This is a genomic window from Chitinophaga sp. YIM B06452, from assembly GCF_039655965.1.
Classification (GTDB): Bacteria; Bacteroidota; Bacteroidia; order Chitinophagales; family Chitinophagaceae; genus Chitinophaga.
In genome coordinates this window covers 226,764-247,051 of record NZ_JAWLKY010000006.1, presented here as the reverse complement: position 1 = coordinate 247,051, position 20,288 = coordinate 226,764, and the positions used below count along the sequence as shown (strand labels likewise).

General features: G+C 54.9%; 15 protein-coding genes. 8 read left to right on the top strand and 7 right to left on the bottom strand.

Translation table 11 applies throughout. From position 1 onward, the window contains the following. Positions 1–11 precede the first annotated feature (11 nt). Genes R3I13_RS24035 through R3I13_RS24020 form a run of 4 tightly spaced genes read left to right on the top strand, consistent with a single transcriptional unit; the run spans position 12 to position 7,106 of the window. Positions 12–3,239 (top strand): SusC/RagA family TonB-linked outer membrane protein, encoded by a 3,228-nt coding sequence (locus R3I13_RS24035; protein WP_346320534.1) that lies wholly within the window; start codon positions 12–14, stop codon positions 3,237–3,239. Positions 3,240–3,256: 17 nt separating this feature from the next. Continuing rightward, the gene (locus tag R3I13_RS24030) at positions 3,257–4,753 is read left to right on the top strand and encodes a RagB/SusD family nutrient uptake outer membrane protein (RefSeq protein WP_346320533.1); all 1,497 of its coding nucleotides are present in this window, start codon (positions 3,257–3,259) and stop codon (positions 4,751–4,753) included. 20 nt (positions 4,754–4,773) lie between these two features. Beyond that, a complete protein-coding gene (locus R3I13_RS24025) occupies positions 4,774–5,478 on the top strand; it encodes a hypothetical protein (RefSeq protein ID WP_346320532.1) in 705 nt (234 codons plus the stop codon). A gap of 5 nt (positions 5,479–5,483) precedes the next feature. Then, the gene (locus tag R3I13_RS24020; RefSeq protein ID WP_346320531.1) at positions 5,484–7,106 is read left to right on the top strand and encodes an IPT/TIG domain-containing protein; all 1,623 of its coding nucleotides are present in this window, start codon (positions 5,484–5,486) and stop codon (positions 7,104–7,106) included. Positions 7,107–7,145: 39 nt separating this feature from the next. Here R3I13_RS24020 and R3I13_RS24015 read toward each other — a convergent pair whose 3' ends face one another. The 3 genes from R3I13_RS24015 to R3I13_RS24005 all read right to left on the bottom strand — a co-directional run bounded on the left by R3I13_RS24015 (position 7,146) and on the right by R3I13_RS24005 (position 9,428). Then, a complete protein-coding gene (locus tag R3I13_RS24015; RefSeq protein WP_346320530.1) occupies positions 7,146–8,411 on the bottom strand; it encodes a DEAD/DEAH box helicase in 1,266 nt (421 codons plus the stop codon). A 253-nt stretch (positions 8,412–8,664) separates the two neighbouring features. After that, the gene (locus R3I13_RS24010) at positions 8,665–9,063 is read right to left on the bottom strand and encodes a hypothetical protein (RefSeq protein WP_346320529.1); all 399 of its coding nucleotides are present in this window, start codon (positions 9,061–9,063) and stop codon (positions 8,665–8,667) included. A gap of 11 nt (positions 9,064–9,074) precedes the next feature. After that, the gene (locus R3I13_RS24005) at positions 9,075–9,428 is read right to left on the bottom strand and encodes a hypothetical protein (RefSeq protein ID WP_346320528.1); all 354 of its coding nucleotides are present in this window, start codon (positions 9,426–9,428) and stop codon (positions 9,075–9,077) included. 164 nt (positions 9,429–9,592) lie between these two features. On the opposite strand from R3I13_RS24005, the gene R3I13_RS24000 reads away from it, so the two are divergent. The 3 genes from R3I13_RS24000 to R3I13_RS23990 all read left to right on the top strand — a co-directional run bounded on the left by R3I13_RS24000 (position 9,593) and on the right by R3I13_RS23990 (position 14,128). Then, positions 9,593–10,273: a hypothetical protein gene (locus tag R3I13_RS24000; protein ID WP_346320527.1), complete on the top strand. Its 681-nt coding sequence runs from the start codon at positions 9,593–9,595 to the stop codon at positions 10,271–10,273. A gap of 150 nt (positions 10,274–10,423) precedes the next feature. Further along, positions 10,424–12,763 carry a family 10 glycosylhydrolase gene (locus R3I13_RS23995; protein ID WP_346320526.1) on the top strand — a complete coding sequence of 780 codons (2,340 nt, stop codon included), beginning with the start codon at positions 10,424–10,426 and terminating at the stop codon, positions 12,761–12,763. 93 nt (positions 12,764–12,856) lie between these two features. Beyond that, a complete protein-coding gene (locus R3I13_RS23990; RefSeq protein ID WP_346320525.1) occupies positions 12,857–14,128 on the top strand; it encodes a DUF5690 family protein in 1,272 nt (423 codons plus the stop codon). Here the strand turns inward: R3I13_RS23990 and R3I13_RS23985 are convergent. Further along, positions 14,105–14,473, bottom strand: a complete 369-nt coding sequence (locus R3I13_RS23985) for a DUF1304 domain-containing protein (protein ID WP_346320524.1) — start codon at positions 14,471–14,473, stop codon at positions 14,105–14,107. The genes R3I13_RS23990 and R3I13_RS23985 overlap by 24 nt on opposite strands. 179 nt (positions 14,474–14,652) lie before the next feature. Here R3I13_RS23985 and R3I13_RS23980 point away from each other — a divergent pair, with 179 nt between their 5' ends. Beyond that, on the top strand, positions 14,653–17,079 hold the full coding sequence (locus R3I13_RS23980; RefSeq protein WP_346320523.1) for an ABC transporter permease: 2,427 nt from the start codon (positions 14,653–14,655) through the stop codon (positions 17,077–17,079). 241 nt (positions 17,080–17,320) lie between these two features. Here R3I13_RS23980 and R3I13_RS23975 read toward each other — a convergent pair whose 3' ends face one another. Genes R3I13_RS23975 through R3I13_RS23965 form a run of 3 tightly spaced genes read right to left on the bottom strand, consistent with a single transcriptional unit; the run spans position 17,321 to position 20,260 of the window. Continuing rightward, positions 17,321–18,250, bottom strand: a complete 930-nt coding sequence (locus tag R3I13_RS23975) for a glycerophosphodiester phosphodiesterase family protein (protein WP_346320522.1) — start codon at positions 18,248–18,250, stop codon at positions 17,321–17,323. An 8-nt stretch (positions 18,251–18,258) separates the two neighbouring features. Then, positions 18,259–18,855, bottom strand: coding sequence for a histidine phosphatase family protein (locus R3I13_RS23970; protein WP_346320521.1), 597 nt, complete (start codon positions 18,853–18,855; stop codon positions 18,259–18,261). Beyond that, the gene (locus R3I13_RS23965) at positions 18,848–20,260 is read right to left on the bottom strand and encodes an FGGY-family carbohydrate kinase (protein ID WP_346320520.1); all 1,413 of its coding nucleotides are present in this window, start codon (positions 20,258–20,260) and stop codon (positions 18,848–18,850) included. Before R3I13_RS23965 ends, R3I13_RS23970 begins: the two co-directional genes overlap by 8 nt. Positions 20,261–20,288: the final 28 nt, after the last annotated feature.

Below are 20,288 nucleotides of genomic sequence, written 5' to 3'. Positions count from 1 at the left end.
ATTCATTGCACATGAATAAAAGATATTTCCGCATATCGATGTTTTGTACGGCGCTGATGCTGGTTTTCGGCATAGCTTCCGCGCAGCAGAAGATCACAGTAAAGGGCAGGGTAACAGACGCACAGTCGCACGCCGGCATCCCCGGGGTGAGCATTGTAGACGTTACCGCCAAAAAAGGGATCGCGGTCACCGACCCCAACGGTAACTACCAGATCACCATCGAAGCAGACAAGACGCTGCTGTTCCGCTTCATTGGCTACGAAGACAAGACCGTGAAAGCCAAAGCAGAGCTGAATGTACAAATGGCGCCTTCCGAAAAATTCCTGAAAGAATCCGTGATCGTGGGCTACCAGACGCGCAAAAAAGAAACCGTGACAGGTTCCGTTACGGTCATATCCGGCAAAGACCTGCAGAACGTGCCGGTATCCAACCTGGAGCAGCTGCTCCAGGGTAAGGTGGCGGGGATGAACATCCAGAACAATACCGGCGCGCCCGGTTTTGGCGGTACCGTATCCATCCGCGGCATTTCGCAGCTGAACGTTTCCGGCAGCGGTGACGAGGCTTTCCTTTCCAACTCCAACCCATTGCTGGTGATAGACAATGTGCCGGTAGACTACGACGGCGGCATAGACCAATCCATGCTGCAACCCGGCGCCGCCACCGGCCCGCTGGCACTGCTGCCGCCTGAAGACATCGAATCCATCGAAGTGTTCAAAGATGCGCAGGCAGCTTCCCTCTACGGTTCCCGCGGGGCCAACGGCGTGATCGTGATCACGACCAAACGCGGAAACTCCGAAGTGCCTATCATCAGCACCAACAACAGCGTGTTCATCAACTTCCCGCCGCCATTGCGGCCGGTATTGGGCGGCAGCAACGAAAGGGATTTCAGGGTATTCACCATCCTGAATTACAGCGAATACGATTTCCTGGCAAAAGAGTTCCTCGACAGGGCGCAATTCCTGACAGACAGTCTCAACGGCTTCTACAATAACAGCACAGACTGGCAGGGGCTCTTTTACCAGCGCACCACCAATACCAACAATAACCTGCAGATCAGCGGGGGGAATGTAAAGATGAACTACAAGGCCAACCTGGCCTACCAGATGAACCAGGGCGTGATCAAGAACACAGGCTTCAACAAATACAGCATGAACCTGCAGCTCAACATCCAGCCCAATACCCGCCTTCGCATCAGCGGCCAATTGTTTGGCGCAATGGGGCAGAAGCAGCGCGGCAACGGGGGCGGGCTTACCGGCAACGGCGCGGGCAACGCCTTCTCCAGCTCACTGCTGCCCGGGCCTTCCCACTTCCTTGAATTCCCCGAGCTGAGGGCATACCTCGAAAACGTGGACGATAACAATACCGTGAATATCCGCAGCTACCTCAGCATAGACTACGAGATACTCCGCGGCCTGCGCCTTACCTCCGCCACTTCCTACGATTATTACACCGATACCAGGGACCGCTTCAACCGCGCCTTTTCCAACAATAACCAAACGATGGTGTACGGCTATGTAAGCCGCCGCGGCGAGCTGAACACCCGCAACGGCTTTGCTTACAACTTCAGCACCAACGAAGCCAACGTGGAAAAAGGACACAACATCCTGGTAAGCCTTTTCGCCGAAACCAATATCAAGGAGAGGGAAGACCACATCCGTGAGATGCGGAACGGCCCCAGCGACTTCTACTGGGGCCCGCGCGGCTATTCCCCGAGGTTCTATCCCGGCAACCACTGGAACGATCTGAACGGGCGCAATACCAACGGTACTTCCGCCAGCCAGATCTATCACGCCGTTTCATGGGCGGGCTTTGTTTCCTATAACTTTCATACCAAGTACAACATCGACCTTTCTTACCGGGCAGACGGCAACTCCAGCTCCGGCACGGCCAGCAGGTATGCCATCAATCCCTCCGTGGGCGTGCGGTACAACTTCACCAAAGAACCCATTTTCGAAAACCTGAACTTCATCGATTACGGCTCCATCAGGGCGTCTTACGGCGTGAACAGCCGCCCGGCATCCACGCAGGTCAATTCACTGGGCCTCTACCAGGTGTACGCCGACTATAACAACATGAACGCCATCGCGCCGGACTTCGGCGTCATGCCGAACCCTTTCCTTGAATCAGAAAAAGCGTACCAATACAATGGAGGCATAGACCTGAGCTTTTTCAAAGGGAGGCTGAGCTTTAACTATGATACCTATTTCAAGAAATCGTACAACATCCTGCAGGACCAACAGCTGACCGACGTAACAGGGTACAAAAAGATACAGGTGAACGGCGGCGGTATCGTGAACTATGGTCATGAACTGGCAATCAGCATCAGGCCCATTGCCTCCACCAAGCCGCAGGGCTTCCAGTGGAGCCTCAACCTGAACGGGGCCATTGCGCGCGGCGTGCTTACCGAGCTGCCCGGCGGGCTGCAGTTCTCCCGGTTCGACGACGGCGCACCCTTCTACATGGACCTTGCCCGCAAAGTAGGCCGCAACCCGATCAGCAACTACCTCTACGAAACACAGGGCATCTACCAGAACGACAGCGATGTGCCCGTGGATCCCATCCGCGGCGTGCGCTACAAAACCGGGCGCGGCAACGGCACATCCTACTTCCAGGCGGGAGACCCGATGTGGCGGGATGTGAATGGGGATTATTTCCTGGACGACAAAGACGACAACGTGATCGCAGGCAACCCCGAGCCCGGCGTTACCGGCGGTTTTTCCAACACCTGGAGCTATAAGAACTTTTCACTGAATGTCTTCTGCTCCTACGTGATCAACCGTACGATCATCAACACGGCTATGGCATCGCGCCTCATGAAGCTCACAGAGCCTTACAACATCACTTACTCCGGCGCGGGCGGCGGTTCCGTGAACATCTACGACCTCAGCCGGCTCGATTACTGGCAGTACCCCGGCGATGTGGCGAAATACCCGAACGTGTACTACATCTGGCGCAACGGCAGGATACAGCCTTTCCGCGTAGACCAGACCCTGTTCCAGGAAGACGGTTCTTACTTCAAGATCAACCAGATCACCATGGGCTATAACTTCAGGGATTTCGGGTTTATGAAAAGGCTCAAAATGCGCACACTGAGAGCATATGCCACGCTCTTCAACGTAGCCGTGTTCTCCAGCTATTCAGGCCCCAACCCCGAAGCGGTGAGCCAGCTGGGCAGGGACAATATCAACGGGTACCCGCCGGCGCGCAGCTTCACCGCAGGCATATCAGCAGAGTTTTAACCAGAAAAATGCACACCATGAAAAAATGGCCGATCATACTTTTAACAACATTCATAATTGGGGCAGGGCTTAGCGCCTGCAACAAGTTCCTGGACGTGAATCCCAACGACCGGTTTACAGGAGCGGACTACTGGAAAACGCCGGAAGACGCACAAATGGGTGTAACAGCAGCCTACAGCATTTTGCGGAACAGGTATGCCAGCTGCATCCAGTACGCCTTCGGCGATCTCAGGCCCGGCAACTTCAACATGTTCAAGAAAACCAATTTTGCCGCGCTGGCCGCGAATGACCTCCGCGGAGGGGGGCTGACGGATCAGGACGGCGCCAACAGGCCGCGCGAGAGATGGAACGAATGGTGGGAATCTATTGCTACCGCCAATCTTTGCATTGCCCGCATCGATGAAATGAAGTCTAACCAGATCAGTCCCGCGGAGAAAGCGCGGCTGATGGGAGAAGCGCGCTTCGTCCGCTGCTTCAACTATTACATGCTCGTGCTGCAGTACGGCGATGTGCCACTGCAGTGGGATCCGTACGATATAGAACTGAAACCCAGGATGGACATGCTCCGCATATTCGACACCTGCATCAGCGATCTCAGGATTGCCGCCGCGGACCTGCCTGTTACTTACAACGACCCCACGTACCGTGCTGTAAGAGCCACCAGGGGCGCGGCGCTTACATTGATGGCGCATATGTACATGTGGCAGGCGGGTTTCGACGCAGCCAACGCACAGGCGTTGTACCGCAAAGCCGCGGATGCATGCAAAGAAGCAATGGACCTGAATATCTACCGCCTGATGCCTTATGGCCCCGAAGCCTTTAAAGAGATATTCAAAGGCCGTTCCGAAGAAGGCATCTGGGAGATATCGATGGATGCGAACTATGGCAACATCATGAACAACTTCATTTCACAATGGGTGCTTCACCAGCCGATACTGGCTTCCAGCGGCTCTTTATACGGCGGCCTGGGAAGCGAGATCACCATTAAGAAAGAATACCTGGATTACATGTACACCCCCGGCGAGCCGGACGCGCGTTTCACCTTGTGGTTCGACGATCCGTATTCCACCGTGAACCCGCAATCGCAGATGTTCCTGAAGTTTTCCAGCATACCCGACCCCGCCGTACGTTCGTTTGACGCGAACATTATCATCTTCCGGTATGCAGACCTGTTGCTGCTGCGCGCAGAAGCACTGTCTTACCTCGGCACCGAAGATGCAACGGCCATCGAGCTGCTGAACGAAGTGCGCAGGAGAGCGGAAGCGGAGGATTATACCGGCGCAGGCGGCAAACCCTTGCAGGACGCCATATTCAGGGAACGCGTAAAAGAACTGTGGGGCGAAGGCCACCGCTGGTACGACCTGGTGCGTACCGGCCGCGTAAAGGATTTCACGCAATGCGAGAACTTCCTTTCCGACGACCAGTTTGAACGCGGGGCATGGACCTGGCCCATTCCCAACACCGCCATCCGCAGCAATCCATTGATCACACAAAATCCTTACTGGGCACAATAGTGCGCATAAAACAAACGCGTATGAAAAAGATAATAAAGCGCTTGCTGGTATTGATCTGTGGCCTGGCCATGCTGCAAGCCTGCTCCAAAGACGATTATTATGTGGACGGCGGCCTTGCCGACCCTGTATATAACGGTACCATCTACAATTACCTCGAAGAAAAGAAGCTTTACTTCGATACCATCAAACATATCGTGGACCTTGCGGGCCTGAAGGATATGTTCAGCAACGATACCATCACTTTTTTCGCGCCAACGGACGATGCCGTTAAACAGGCGATGCTGGCGATCAATGCCGTCCGCTGGTCGCTGGACCAGGATTCCGTGCATATAGACGATATAGGGCAGGAGGTATGGCGGAAATTCCTGGGCATGTATATCATGGAAGGAAAACGCGTGGCAGGCTCCTTTCCCCGTGTGAACCCCGACAACATCAGCGCCTTTCCCGGTATCAACTACGTGATGCTGGACGGGTATATCCTTAATATCGGGCTCGTATATACGAATTACAACGGCGTGGAAGCCGTTGGCCCGCGGCTGCTGCAGCTCACAGATATCACGTTCGACCCGTCCAATTTCAGGAACAATCCCTACGTGATGATCGCATCCTCTGATATTCAGCCGAAGAACGGGGTGATACATGCCCTGAAGAACAATCACCTGCTCGGTTTCAGGGGAGGCGAGTTTTTGCGCGTGGCGCTGGATTATTTAAATACCAAAGAATAATGCACATGAAAAGAGCGATATATCAATACTTTGCATGCGCCCTGGCAGGCATGGCGCTGCTGGCGGCCTGTAAAAAGGAAACCGTGAACAGCAGCGGCAAAAGCCCCTATGGCGATCCTGTGCTGCCTTCCATCGTGTTTGCTGAAAACGCCATTGACCCCGGTAAAGGCGCCGTGAACGATGAAATAGTGATAAAAGGAACCGGGTTCCGCGCGCTGAAAGACAAGCTGGAGATGCAGTTCAACGGCATTGCCGCCAGGATACTGGAAGTGACGGACAGCAGCGTACGCCTGCAGGTGCCTGAAATGGCCAGCTCCGGGCCGGTGAACGCCAAACTGGGACAGGAATTCTACTTCGGCCCATTTTTCCGGGTATTAGGCCCCATGCAGATGGATACTGTCTACCCCAGCGTACGCGGCGCCGACCGCACCGTGAATGCCATCATTCCCGTGGGCGACAACAAATACCTGGTAGGCGGCGCTTTCACCAACTTCGACCAGGCCAATATTGCCGGGGGCACCAACAGGGTAGCCCGCGTGAACGCCGATGGCACCCTCGACAGATCGTTCACCTACGGGCATTTCACCGGGCCAACCGGCAGCGTGAATGCCATGCTGTACCTGCCTTCAGAGCAGAAGTACCTGGTGGCGGGGTCTTTCAACCGTTATTCCAGGATAGAGCATGTTTATTCCATCGCCCGCCTGAATTTTAACGGAACGATGGACAGTTCGCTGGTAAGCCTTCCCTCGCAGTTTGTGGCAACCCGCTCTTCGCTGATGGGCGGCGTTCGCGGTAATATCACGAATATGCACCTGCAGGCAGACGGGAAGATCATCATCACGGGGAGCTTTCGTTATTACGTAAAGCCTGATTACAACCTGGTATCTGTCGTAACCGGCGCAGATTCCCTGCACCTCGATTCCACGGCGGTGAATTACATTGCCCGCCTTCATCCCGATGGAAGCCTTGATTCTTCCTATCATTACGACCTTGTGAACCACCGCGGCCGCGAGACCGTGAACGGGTACATTGCCCGTTCCATCCTGCAGCCCGATGGCAAACTGGTGATCGTGGGCAACTTTACCAAATACAACAACCAGACCGTAACGCGCATTGCACGCCTCAATACGGACGGCTCGCTGGATAATTCCTTCAACCCCGGCGCCGGCGCGGATATTGCGATACAGGATGTGGTGCTGCAGCCTGATGGCAAGCTGCTGATAGCGGGAGGTTTCAACCGTTATAACGGGGTAAAGGCGATGCGCGCGGCGAGGCTGATGCCCAACGGCGACCTGGATATGACCTTCAGCATAGGCGATGGGCCCGATGGCTCGCTCTTCCGCGTAGGCCTCGTGCCCGACGCCAATGGCGCCATCATCCTGTCCGGCAACTTCCGCAAGTTTGCAGGGGTGCCGAGGAATAACTTTGTTACCGTAAATGCAGACGGCAGCCTGCATAAGACCTATAACAGCAACGGCGGCATTACGCTGAATATCGATGCGGACCTGGGTGGTGTGAATTGCATTACCCCGATGCAGGGAGGAACAAAGGCGCTGTTGCTGGGCGGCAGCTTTACTGTGTTTGATTACCGTACGGCCAACCGTATCATAAAATTGAAATACGAGTAAACCTGTTTATGAGAGCACTAAAAAAGGCCATAAGAAATCTTATGGCCTTTTATTTTGTCTGTTTGGATTGGGTCTGTAGTTGCGGCGTTTCCCGTTCTTGGGTTTGCCTTTCCCGCCCCCGCCTCCATGACCGCCGCCGGAGCCGCGGAATTTCGGCTGGTATTCGGGCACAGGGCCGAGTTCCTGCGGTACGGCCGCTTTGCTAACGGGGTGGCCCAGCAATTGCTCAATGCGGGCGAAACGGCCCTGTTCCTTGGGACTGATAAAGGTATACGCGGTACCGTCGGTAGCGGCCCTTGCCGTACGGCCAATGCGGTGGATGTAGTCCTCCCCGTCGTTGGGCACATCGTAATTGATCACCAGGTCTATGTCCTCGATATCGATGCCGCGGCTCAGGATGTCTGTCGCCACGAGGATATTCAGTTTTTTATTCTTGAAGTTCAGCAGCGTCTGCTCGCGCGCGGCCTGCTCCAGGTCAGAGTGTATCTCGTCTACGGAGAACTTTGCGCGTTTCAGCACATGGGTGAGCTGCTTCACATTCTGCTTGCGGGAACAGAAAACGATCACGCTTTCCTTCTGCCGGCTGCCGAGGATATGCTTTGCCAGCGGCACTTTCTGCTCTTCGTGCACTACAAACGCTTCCTGTTTGATCCTTTCCGGCGGCTTGGAAATGGCAATGTTCACCTGTTCCGGGTTGTTGAGGATCTTCAGCGCCAGCCTGCGCATCTTTTCAGGCATGGTAGCGGAAAAGAGCAGCGTCTGCCGGTCTTTCGGGAGGAAAGAGATGATCTTTTCAATGTCGTCGTGAAAACCCATGTCCAGCATACGGTCCGCCTCGTCGAGCACGAGGTATTTGAGGCCTTCCAGCTTCACGTAGCCCATGTTCAGGTGGGCGATCATGCGGCCGGGGGTGCAGATCACAATGTCTGCCCCGGAGGAGAGCGCTTTTTTCTCGGTAGCGAAAGAAGCGCCGTCGCCACCGCCATAAACAGCAATGGAGCTGATATTGGTGAAGTAAGACATTCCTTCCAGCGCCTGTGCGATCTGTACGGCCAGCTCCCTGGTGGGAACGATGATCATGGAATTGATCTGGTGCGCGTCGTGCGTATGTGTAAGGAGGTTCTGAATAGTGGGGAGCAGAAAGGCGGCGGTTTTGCCGGTTCCCGTTTGCGCAGAGGCGATGAGGTCCCTGCCGGATAATATTATGGGGATTACTTGCTCCTGTACTGGTGTAGCGGTTGTATAGCCCATCGCATCTATGCCATCCAGTAAATCGTCGTCAAAATCAAATTCGTGAAAATACAATGTATATATACTTTTGTTAATATAGGTAATATGTAAAGATAACGATAATCTGGCACTGGCGGGCAGGTTTCTGGATTTTCAGCCGGCGCCGGGCATTCGTATGTGCTTTTACGTGAGTGGCTGTTCTGGCGGAAAACCTGGACCGGAGAAGGTTTGAGGGCGGCATGCATTGCCGGCGGGGCAGGGGAGGAATGGCAAAGCCGGCGCTGTCGTGGCAACCGGCTTTCTTTACCAGGATAGACCAGGACCTGCATTAAGGCTGGGCCTTCAGCTGGGCGGCCGCTTCAGCAAGCCTCATTTTCTGCCGGGCCACTCTCCTGCCGCGGAAAAAGAGGTAGAGGTTGAGGAAAAGCATGATGCCGAGGTAGATGCAATACCCGCCGATCTTGGTGCTCAGCAGTTCCAACATGGTGCGCGTCTGGCTGATGTCTGTTCCGATCTTCATGATATAAAAGGCGCAGCCCAGGTTGAGCAGGTAAAACCCTGTTTCGAAAAGACGGTTGGTAGCCGCGGCTATATCGGTTTTGCCGCCGAAAATATCGAGCATGAACACCTTGCTGTTCCTGAACAGGATGTGCGCCACATACCAGGTAAGCACAATAACAACGGGGAGATAAATGAGATAGGCGAGGAAGTTGAAAGTTGTTTGCATGATACTGCATTTTATAAATGAGTGAATGTATTTTTCCTTTTACTGAAAACATAGATCGCCGCCATATTGCAATAATGGATCAATGAAAGCGTGAGGATGATGCGGGCCGTCATCCGTGTAATGCTCTCCAGCAGCGCAGTATAGGTTGTGATGGTTTCCCAGGTGCTGATCATAAGCGCGGCATATCCCAGGTTGAGCAGGTAATACCCGATGAGCAGGATGCGGTTGATCGCGTCTGTGACCGCAACGTCCTGCCGCATAAGATCAAGGATAAAGAGCCTGCCGTTGCTGTAGAACCGCCTGCCCACCCATATGGTAATGAAACCGGTGATGATGAAATAGATGAGATAAGCCAGCGTGTTCATAGGTTGCTGTTTGATGATACAAATCTATTGTAAAGTTTTGAAGTTTCAAAACATTCTGAAAGATAAATATTTTAAAACTCCGTTTCCCGTATGTTTTTATCCGTTTTGCGTACCTGCCGGCAGCTGGGCGTAGCCGATCTTTGCGGCGACAAAATGAATCTGACATGAATAAGTTGACCCCATTGTTTACCGGGCTGATATTTATAACGCTGCTGCTCACCGCCTGCAGCAAACGGATCGAAAAGGCCAGCCCGGCCCCGGACGGGATCACTGCCCTTCAATATGCAAAAACACTCCCCGGCGCTTCAGCGAATATACCCGTTGGCGCGGATTACAGGCTGCCCAAAGGCGTCAGCGTATGGCGCAATGAAATAAAAGGATACGATTACCGCAGCTGCGAATGCCGGGCAGACCAGGCGCATTGCGCCATCGGCGCGGGAGAGCTGGTACGCCTTTGCCTGCGCCTGCGCAATCATACGGCAGCGCCCGTAACGGTAGCGCTGCCTGCAGGCCTCATTTTCATCTCGGAGAATAAGGCCACGCAAAACGGCCTGCTGGTGCGCAGCGAAATCCTCACGATCCCTGCGAACACTACTGTGGCATATAACCTGGCGCTGTTTTGCCTGAACGCAGACCGTAAAGTGACGGTTTCGGGCGACCGCTACCGTATCGGGCCCGTAGCGCAGGACGCCGCACTGGCGGCCGTGATGCTGGCCCTTGGTGAAAAAGCGCTTGCAGACGAACATAGTAAAGCCGTGGCCCAGGAAGCCATCTGGGAGGCGGCGAAAGGAAATGCGCTGACCGCAGCGCAGCATAGCAGGATCGCACAGCTTCCCCATAGATAGTGCGCGTCCGGGTATTTGAAATGGCAGGGGCCGTCTTCGCGGGAAGGCGGCCTCTTTTTTGAAGAAAAAGGGAAGAGGAATAACGGTAATGATCCGCCAGTTGCTCTTATATGGGTAACAAGCTTATCATTCAACCAAAATCATTCCCCAATGCCTCGAATGCTACATATCCTGCTGCTTTGCGGCCTGCTGCCACTGGCAACCTCCGCGCAAAAGTCCCCCAAAAGGGAGCTGCGCGGCGCCTGGGTGGCCACTTTCACCGGCATAGACTGGCCGAACAGGACGCAAACGCCCGCCCAGCAGAGGGCAGCCTTTATCACCATCGCAAACCATCACAAGGCCACCGGCATGAACGTATTGTATGTGCAAATGCGCAGTCAATGCGACGCCATGTACCCCAGCGCCATCGAGCCCTGGAGCGCGGACCTTACGGGCCGCCAGGGCCTTGCGCCCGCCGAGCCCTGGGACCCTATGGCTTTTGCTATCGAAGAATGCCATAAGCGGGGTATGGAATTCCACGCCTGGCTGAACCCTTACCGTGCGGCGAGCAACAGCGCGAACATCCCGAACTTCGCGGAGAACCACGTGACCCGGGCGCATCCCGAATGGCTGCTGAGCCAGGGCATCCTGCGGGTGCTGGACCCCGGCCTGCCCGAAGTGCGCGATCATATCATGAGCGTGATCACGGACATCGTGCAACGTTATGATGTGGACGGCATTCATTTCGACGATTATTTTTATCCTCCCGCCGCGCCGGCCGGTACTGTGCCGTATAACGACGATTCCACCTTCGCGCTCTACCCGCGTGGCTTCACCGTAAAGGCAGACTGGCGGAGGGACAACGTGAACCTGCTGATACAGCGCGCCTACGACAGCATCAAAACCATCAAGCCCTGGGTGAAATTCGGTGTAAGCCCTTCCGGCATTTACCGCAACAGCACCAATCCAGCTATCGGCACACCTACCTCGGGACTGGAACATTACACCACGCTGTTTGCAGACACGCGCCGGTGGCTCCAGGAAGGCTGGGTGGACTACATCATGCCGCAGGTATACTGGTGGATCGGGCAGCCGGGAGCGAACTACGGGGCCATTGTTCCCTGGTGGAACAACCAGGCGAACGGCCGTCATATCTACATCGGGCTTGCCGGGTATAAAGTGGGCGACCTGGCGCAGGGCGCCGCCTGGCAGGATTCCACGCAGATACCGCGGCAGCTGAGGATGAACCGCGACAGCGCCCATGCCAATATTTTCGGGCAATCCGTTTATAATACGAACAGCCTGCGCAATAACCGCAAGAACTTCCGCGATTCCCTGCGCCTGCATTTTTACGCGCGGCCTGCATTGCTGCCGGCCATGCCCTGGAGAGACAGCATCGCGCCCATAGCGCCGGAAGGGGTCAGCGCAAACCCCGCGGGCGACGATGTACAGCTGAGCTGGTCGCATACCGGCGACGCTGCAGACCAGCTGAACCGCGCCCGGCAATTCGTGATCTACCGCTCCGAAAACCCGGTGGTGAATACGGAAGCGGCAGAGAACATACTCGCAGTTACAGACACTGCATCCACTTCTTTCACCGACACCACTGCATTGCCCAATACCACATATTACTACACTGTTACCGCGCTTGACCGGTATCATAACGAAAGCGTTGTTTCGAATCTTTCCGCCAACCTGCCGCCGGAAATACTTTGCCCGGGAGACCAGCAGCTGAACGGGGATTCGGACTGCTCGGCCGTTCTGCCGGACTATCGTTCCCTGGCGATCATCAGCAATCCGGCAGGCGTGAGCCTGGCGCAGTATCCCGCGCCCGGCAGCAGGGTGGGGCACAGCAGCCCGGTGCAGATCATCGCCACCAATGCAGGCGGCAGGTCAGACACTTGTACCTTCAGTATCCAACTGCGCGATACCGTACCGCCGCAGATATCGGAAATAGCGGTGAGCCCGGCCATCCTGCCCGTTCCGGACAACAGGCTGCATACGGTGAACCTGCAATACAGCGTAACAGACTGCAACACGGTGAGCAATAGGGTCACCGTCGCCAGCAACGAGACCGATTATGGCGCGCCGGATTGGGAGATCGTGAACGATCATACCGTGAAGCTGCGCGCAACGCGTAACCCGCTTGGCAATGGCAGGTTCTACACCATCACGGTTACGTCAACGGATGCATCAGGCAATACAAGCACTGCCACCGCGCAGGTGCTGGTGCCCGGCAACAAGCCCTGGACGCATGGCGACGGCCTTGCCGTGACAGCGCTGCCCAACCCGGCCTTCCACCAGTTTGCAGTGGTGATGACCAGCAAACACCCGCAACCGATCACGCTGAGAGTGTACAACAGCAGCGGTGCATTGGTTGAAACCCGCGGCAGCATTGCGCCTAACACAACCATCCTGCTGGGCGGCAATTACAACGCCGGCACTTATTACCTGGAGATCATCCAGGGCAACAGGCGCCAGGTATTGAAAGTGATGAAGCTCGGGCATTAAACGAACCATTTGATAACCTAAGCACCACAGGGCCGTTTGCACATGCAGCGGCCCTGTTTTAATTACCGATATAACAACGTATCTTCCGGGAGTATGCGTTTTACCCGTCGTGAAATAGGCGTGGCATTGTTTGCCGCCTTCACCAGCTTCTCTGCTTATACCGCCATCTTTGCATTCCGCAAAGCCTTCAATGTAGGGGCTTTCGGCGGGCATACGCTTTTCGGGCTGGATTATAAAACAGTACTGGTGGCCACGCAGGTGTTCGGGTATATGCTGAGTAAGTTCTACGGCATCCGGTTTATTTCGGGCATGAAACGCGTGAACAGGCATTGGCTGATACTGGCGTTAGTAGGCGTTTCGTGGCTGGCCTGGCTTTTATTTGCATTCATTCCCCCGCCGTATAATTTCTGGTGCCTGTTCCTGAACGGCTTCCCGCTGGGCATGTTGTGGGGCGTGGTGTTTTCGTACGTGGAAGGAAGAAGGACCACGGACCTGATCAGCGCCGCGCTGGCAGTGAGTTTCATATTCGCATCGGGCCTTGCTAAAAGCACGGCGCAATGGGTGATGAACGCATGGGGCGTGAGCGAATATCAAATGCCTTTTGTAGTGGGCTGCGTGTTTATGCCGGCCCTGCTCATTTTCGTGTTCCTGCTGGAAAAGATACCGCCGCCAACGGAAGCGGACAAATTGCAGCGCATGGACCGGCAACCGATGTCCGGCGCGGAACGCAGCGCTTTGCTGAAGCGGTTCTGGCCGGGGCTTTCATTGCTGGTGCTTATCTATATCCTGGTAACGATCCTGCGCGAGGTGCGCGACAGCTTCATGGCCGATATGTGGCGGGATTCCGGGACAGTGTTCGAACCGGGCGTGTTTGCGCAGACGGAAACGGTCATTTCGCTGGTGATACTGGTGGTGATAGCCGCGATGATATGGCTGCAGCACAATTTCACGGCCTTCATGCTCACGCAGTGGATCATGCTGGCGGGTTTTGCACTGGCGCTTACGGCAACCTTCCTGCACGGCAGCGGCCACACGGCCATGTTCACCTGGATGCTGCTCACCGGCCTGGGGCTTTACATGGTCTACATCCCATTCAACAGCATCCTCTTCGACCGCTTCATTGCCGCGTTCCGTTTTGCCGGCAACGTAGGTTTCCTGATATACCTCGCGGATTCTTTCGGCTATCTCGGCAGCGTGGGCGTAATGCTGGCCAAATCTGTTTTCCGGGTGAAGGCCAACTGGCTGGACTTCTACATGCAGCTCGTGATCATTACCGGTTTCACCGGGCTGGCAGGCACTGTGCTGAGCATGCTGTATTTCAGGCGGAAGCACCGCCGCTACTTACAGCAGCCAGATCAGCAGTAAGGTGATCAGCGCCGGGAGCGCCTGCACGAAGAAGATCTTTTTGCTGGCGGTGAATGCGCCGTAAATGCCGGCAATGGCTACGCAGACGAGGAAGAACACGGCCACATGCTGCTGCCAGGCCGGGTCGCTGATGAGCAGGCTCCATACCAGGCCCGCGGCCAGGAAACCGTTGTACAGGCCCTGGTTGGCCGCCAGTACTTTTGTAGGCTTGAAAAGGTTTTCGGGGATGGTCTTGAAGATCTTCGGCGCGCGGGTGGTCCAGGCGAACATTTCGAGATACAGGAAATAAAAATGCAGCAGGGCGATGAGCCCGATAAGCGCGAGGATGAAGGCGGACAATGTCATAGTGCGATCTTTACTTCAATATAATGGAAACCGGCGGGAATTGTTCAGAATCGGACAGGGCCTGTATTGTAACCGGACATATTTTCGCATTTAAAGCCTTTCTTTTCATTCAGTATCAATCAATTGTATTTTTGACCTGCTTTTTGATAAGGGGAAGTAACTGTATAAATCCCGCCATTATGTTTTATAACTACCTCAAGATCGCTTTACGCTCTTTAAACAGGAAGCTCTCTTTCACTCTTTTGAATGTGGCCGGCCTGGCGGTGGGCATTGCGGCAGCGCTGCTCATATTCGTGGTGATAAGGCATGAGCTGAGTTATGAGGACTTCCATTCAAAGAAAGACCGCATCTACCGCGTGGCTTCCCGGGCGGTCAGCCGCAGCAACGGCGAAATGGTGACGATGAGCGGCGGCGTGCCCCTGATTTTGCCGCAAACTTTCCGCAACGATTTCCCGCAGTTCGAAAAAGTGGCGGCGGTATGGTATCTCGGCCAGGGGCAGATCTACATTCCCGGGAAGAACGGGCATGACGAGAAACGTTTCCTGGAATCAGAAAGCAGCCTGATATGGGCAGAACCCAACCTTTTCGGCATATTCGATTATACCTGGCTGGCGGGCAACGCCAGCGCGCTGGAGAGGCCCAATACCACGGTGATCAGCGAAAGCATAGCCCGCAAATATTTCGGAGGGACGAATGAGGCCATGGGACGCACAATTCAACTGTTCTCCTATCGCATACCTTTTGAAGTGACCGGCGTGTATAAAGACCCCCCAAACAATACGGACCTCCGCATGAAGATCGTATTTTCCTATTCCACCTTTATCGGGAGCACGAAGTTCACTTCCGAGGAATGGAGGAATATCAGCGGCAACTCCGTTTGTTATGTGCTGATGCGGGAAGGGCAGCCGGCAGAGGCCGTACAGCGGCAGCTTCCTGCATTCGTAAAAAAATATTATAACGAAGACGCAAGAAACACGCCCAATACTACTGAATTGATATTACAACCGCTGAAAGAGATCCATACCAGTAAGCTATTAGGGCCTTTTTACGGTACGAAATTCACCCGCCGCGAGCTGTTCACCATTTCGATGATCGGCGTGTTCCTGCTCGTGGTGGCCTGCATCAACTTCATCAACCTGGCTACCGCTTTGTCTGTTAACCGCGCGAAAGAAATAGGCGTGCGCAAAGTGCTGGGCAGCAACCGCTGGCAGCTGATGCGGCAATTCCTTCATGAAACGGCTTTTGTTACGTTCTTTTCCATCATGCTGGCCCTGTTGATAGCCGCGGCAGTATTACCCGGTTTGCAAAGGCTTATCGATACACCGGTGGACATCGCATGGGGAAGCACGATCCTGTTCCTCTTCCTGCTGGGCATTGTAGTAACGCTGCTGGCTGGTTTTTACCCGGCTATGGTAGTGGCGGGATTCAATCCGCTGGCGGCTTTGAAGAATCGGATCAGTGCCCGCAGTATTGGCGGCATTTCGCTGCGGCGGGGTTTGGTGGTGGTGCAGTTCGTGATCGCGCAGCTGCTGGTGATCGGTACGCTGGTAGCCATCCAGCAGATGAAATTCTTCCGCGAAAAACCCATCGGGTTCGACAAAGAATCCGTGCTCATGGTGGAGCTGCCGAGCGACAGTGCGCTGGCTGCCAGGTACCCGGTGCTCCGCGAAAAGATGAAAGCCATACCCGGCGTGGAGGCTGCTACATTTTGCATGGAAGCGCCGTCTGCTTCATGGTTCTGGGGAGCGGAATTTTTCTTCAACAACAAAACGGAGATGGAACCTTTTATGGTCGCCCGCCAGTTTGGCGATACAGCATATCTCCATACTTTCGGCATACCCGTTGTGGCAGGCCGTCAGCCTTTCTACAGTGATACCGTGCGTGAAGTGCTCGTCAACGAAACATTCGTGAAAAAAATGAGCCTGCCCAACAACGAGGCCGTGCTGGGCAAACGCCTTTCTTTCCACCAGCAAAAGAACCTGGAGATCGTAGGCGTGGTAAAGGATTACAACAATCAATCCCTCCGCGACGAGATCACGCCTTTGGTCATCACATTAGACAACAAAACGATCGCGTTCATGGCGCTGCGCCTTCGCCCGCAGGATATGCCTAAAACGCTGGCCCGCATTGAAAAGGAATTCACGGGCCTGTATCCCACTTACCTGTATGATGTAAAATTCCTGGACCAGCGGATCGGCAACTATTACAAAGCTGAAGCGCAAACCGCGCTGCTGTTCAGGGTGTTCGCCGTGCTGGCTATTTTTATATCCTGTCTTGGTTTATACGGTCTCGTATCTTTCATGGCGGTGCAAAAGCAGAAAGAAGTGGGCATCCGCAAGGTGCTGGGCGCTTCTGTGCAAAACATCGTGCTGCTCTTTTCAAAAGAGTTCACCCTGCTGATCGGCGTCGCTTTCCTGATCGCCGCGCCGCTGGGGTATTACCTGATGAATACATGGCTGGAAAGTTTCCATTTCCATATCACGATCGGGTGGGGCGTTTTCGTACTGGCGGTGGGGTTGTCTGTGCTTATTGCCTGGATTTCCGTGGGTTATAAGGCACTCCGCGCTGCATTGGCCAACCCGGTGAAAAGCCTGCGGGCGGAATAGGAGGCCGGTCAGGGTCGGGCAGACGCAGATTTCAAATTGAAAAACAATACTTTGGAAGAGGAATGCGGCGGTTGGGAGAAAAAATGCAGGGCGGTAAGAATACCGCCCTCAAAATTTTTAACCATATCCTATGAAAAACCAATACAAAGATATACCCGGTGGATATTCCCGTATATGATTTTCCGTGAAAGGATAGTTTTGTCTCGTAAACGATACCAGATATACAATTACAGGTATAGGGCTACTTTAGTGTCTTTTTGCCAAAAAACCTCTTTTTAGGGCTCTTTGCCGGTACCAGCGCGGCAATGGCTTCCGCCGCCTCAATAGACCTGTCCGCCTCTATCAGGCTGGCGCCCTTTTCTATAATAGACTGATAGGCAGCGGCTCTCTCCGTGGCGCCGGGCAGTTTATCGTAGGTGGGCGCGGTGGAGATCATGCACATTACCCCCCGTTTGTTGAGGTTGGCGTACAGCGGGGCCAGCTCCGGCTTGTTGTCCGGCCCAACGTAGGCCATGATGTGCGTCCAGGGGATGTTGGCCTGTTCGTATTCTTCCAGGGCCTTCTGCGTTTTCACAAATGCCTCGAACACGATCTCCGGGTTCCGGTCGTGGTACCATTTGGCCTCTTGGGCGCTGTGAACGGTTACCATTACATGCCCTTCCGCTTTATGTTTTTTAATGATAGCGGCCGTCATTTCAAACGGCACGTCCTTTTTATCCAGTATCAGCACGGTTTTGCCTTTGGCCCACCGGATGGCTTCTTCCAGTGTGGGGATGCGGAAGCTGGTCACATTACCCTCCACGTCTTTCAGGTACAGCTGCTTCAGTTCTGCAAGCGTATAGTCGCCTACTTTGCCTTTGCCGGTGGTGGTGCGTTCCAGCGTGGCGTCGTGCATGAGCACGATGGCACTGTCTTTGGTGAGGCGCGGGTCTATCTCGAACGTAGCGGGCGTGTGGCGCAGGGTGTTTTCAAACGCTTCGATGCTGTTTTCAGGAAAACCTTTGTTCACGCCGCCGCGGTGGCCGCTGATGAAGGGAACATCCTTGCCGGTGTAGGCGAAAAAGCTGCGCAGCTCTTTGGCGTTGCGGATGTTGAGCACGTTGATGGTGTTTTGCGCATTGGCCAGCAGCGCGCCGCAGAGGAGGGCGCTGCCGAGGAGTATCTTTTTCATTTCGTGGATCAGAATTTTGAATTCAGATGTTGTAAGGTGAACTGGCCCAGTTCGTCGATGGTGAACATGGTGACGGCAGCATTATCCTGCACGAGCATACGGTAGTTCTTCAGCGGCATGCCCAGCTTGTGTGCGAGGTAAAGCCTGTTCACGCCGTTGTGCGCCGCTACGAGGATATTGCCGTTCTTATGTTTGCGGGCGATATCTGTAAAAAAGGCATCCACGCGGGCTACGATCTCTTTGCCGGATTCGCCGGTACCGCCCGCTTTGTGCGTGGCGGGGTCTTTCATCCAGTTGTCCCAGAGCTGCGCGTTCTCCGCGATGAATTCTTCTTTTGTTTTCTTTTCCCAGGCTCCGAAATCCGCTTCGATCAGCCGCTGGTCCTTGATCACATGCACGCCGGAGGCAATATTGGCCGTCATAAAGGCACGCTCCAGCGGGGAGGAGTACACGCCGTCGAATGTAATGTCTTTCAGCTGATCTTTTACCAGTTCCGCCTGCTGTATGCCTTTGGCTGTCAAAGGAATGTCTGACCGGCCGCAATAGCGGTTATTGTCTGCATTCCAGGCCGTTTGGCCATGGCGGAGTAAATAAATATTAAGCATATCCTTTTTCTTTCAATGCATGGATGAAACGGTGGTAGTTATTTTCATAGGCCGCTGCCAGTGCGGGCTGCGGCGATACGGTCTTTTCTGTTTGCGTCATGGCCGCGGCTGCTTCGCGGAGTGACTTAAAGTGCGTACGGGAGGCTGCGAGGATGGCTGCGCCTGCCGCGCCGGTCACTTCTTTCATTTTATGCACGGGCCTGTTCAGCACGTTGGCGCGGATGGTGAGCCAGGCGTCGCTGTTGCTGGCGCCGCCTGCGGTGTATACGGCATTTACTTTTTCACCGGAAAGCTGCTCTATCACTTCATAGGCCAGCCTTTCCACGTACGCCACGCCTTCCATGCCGGCAGTGAAACGCTCTGCGCCGGCCAGCCCGGGCGTTTCAAAGCCCTGCGCCTGCGGGGCGATGAAAGGAAAACGCTCGCCCTGCTGCATCAGGGGGTAAAACAGGTGCTGCGTGGGCAGGAGCTTTGCCGCTGCTTCGTTGAGCAGGGCAAGGTCCGTTCCGAACAGCCGGGTTACCCAGTCTGCCCCTGTATTGCTGGCGCCACCCGGCATCCAGAAGCCTTCGGGGTGGCGGTGATTGTATAATCTTCCCTGCGGGTCCTCCACGGCATTTTGCGTGACGCCCTTTACCACGAGGGTAGTACCGATGGTCGTGTTCCAGGTACCGGGGTTTACTGCGCCTGATGCGATCTGCGAGGCGCAGCCGTCCGTCATGCCGGCCACTATGGTCACATTGCCGTTCAGGCCTTTGATGGCTGCTGTTGCAGGCCCCACGGGCGTTCCGGAGGGAACGACAGTTTGCAGCCACTCCCTGCGGAGCGGCAATTTATCCCAAATATATTCCGGCCAGCGTTCCGTTCGCACATCGTAACCGGATTTTAACACATTGGTAAAATCAGTGACGTCGTACCGTCCTGATAATTTGCCGATGATATAATCCGCCGCGTGGATGAACAGGTGGATGTCTCCCGCTTTTTCCGGGAACCGGCGCAGGAACCAGAGCATTTTAGGCAGGCCGCTGCTGGTGTTGAAGGCAGTATAGCCGTCCGGGTTATGCAGGGTTGCGGCTGTTTTGCAGATCGCGCCTTCTTCCGCCTGCCTGCTATCGCTGTACATGATAGCGGGGTGAAGCGGCTCGTTGTTTTTGTTGATGGGAATGATGGTGCCGGAAGTGGAGGTGACGGAAATGGCTACTAAGCCCGCCGCGGCTTTGTTTTCCAGCACCTGTTCCAGCACGCGGGTGCAGGCCTGCCACCAGGTTTCGGGTGATTGTTCTTCACGCGAATGGGCATTGAGCGGGAAATGCTCTTCCGCTGAGACCAGTACATTACCGGAAACATCGGCCAGCACGGCGCGGGCGCCTTGTGTGCCTACATCCAGGCCTATAAATGTGTGCATATCGTTCATGGGTTGCATGCCGGAAGCG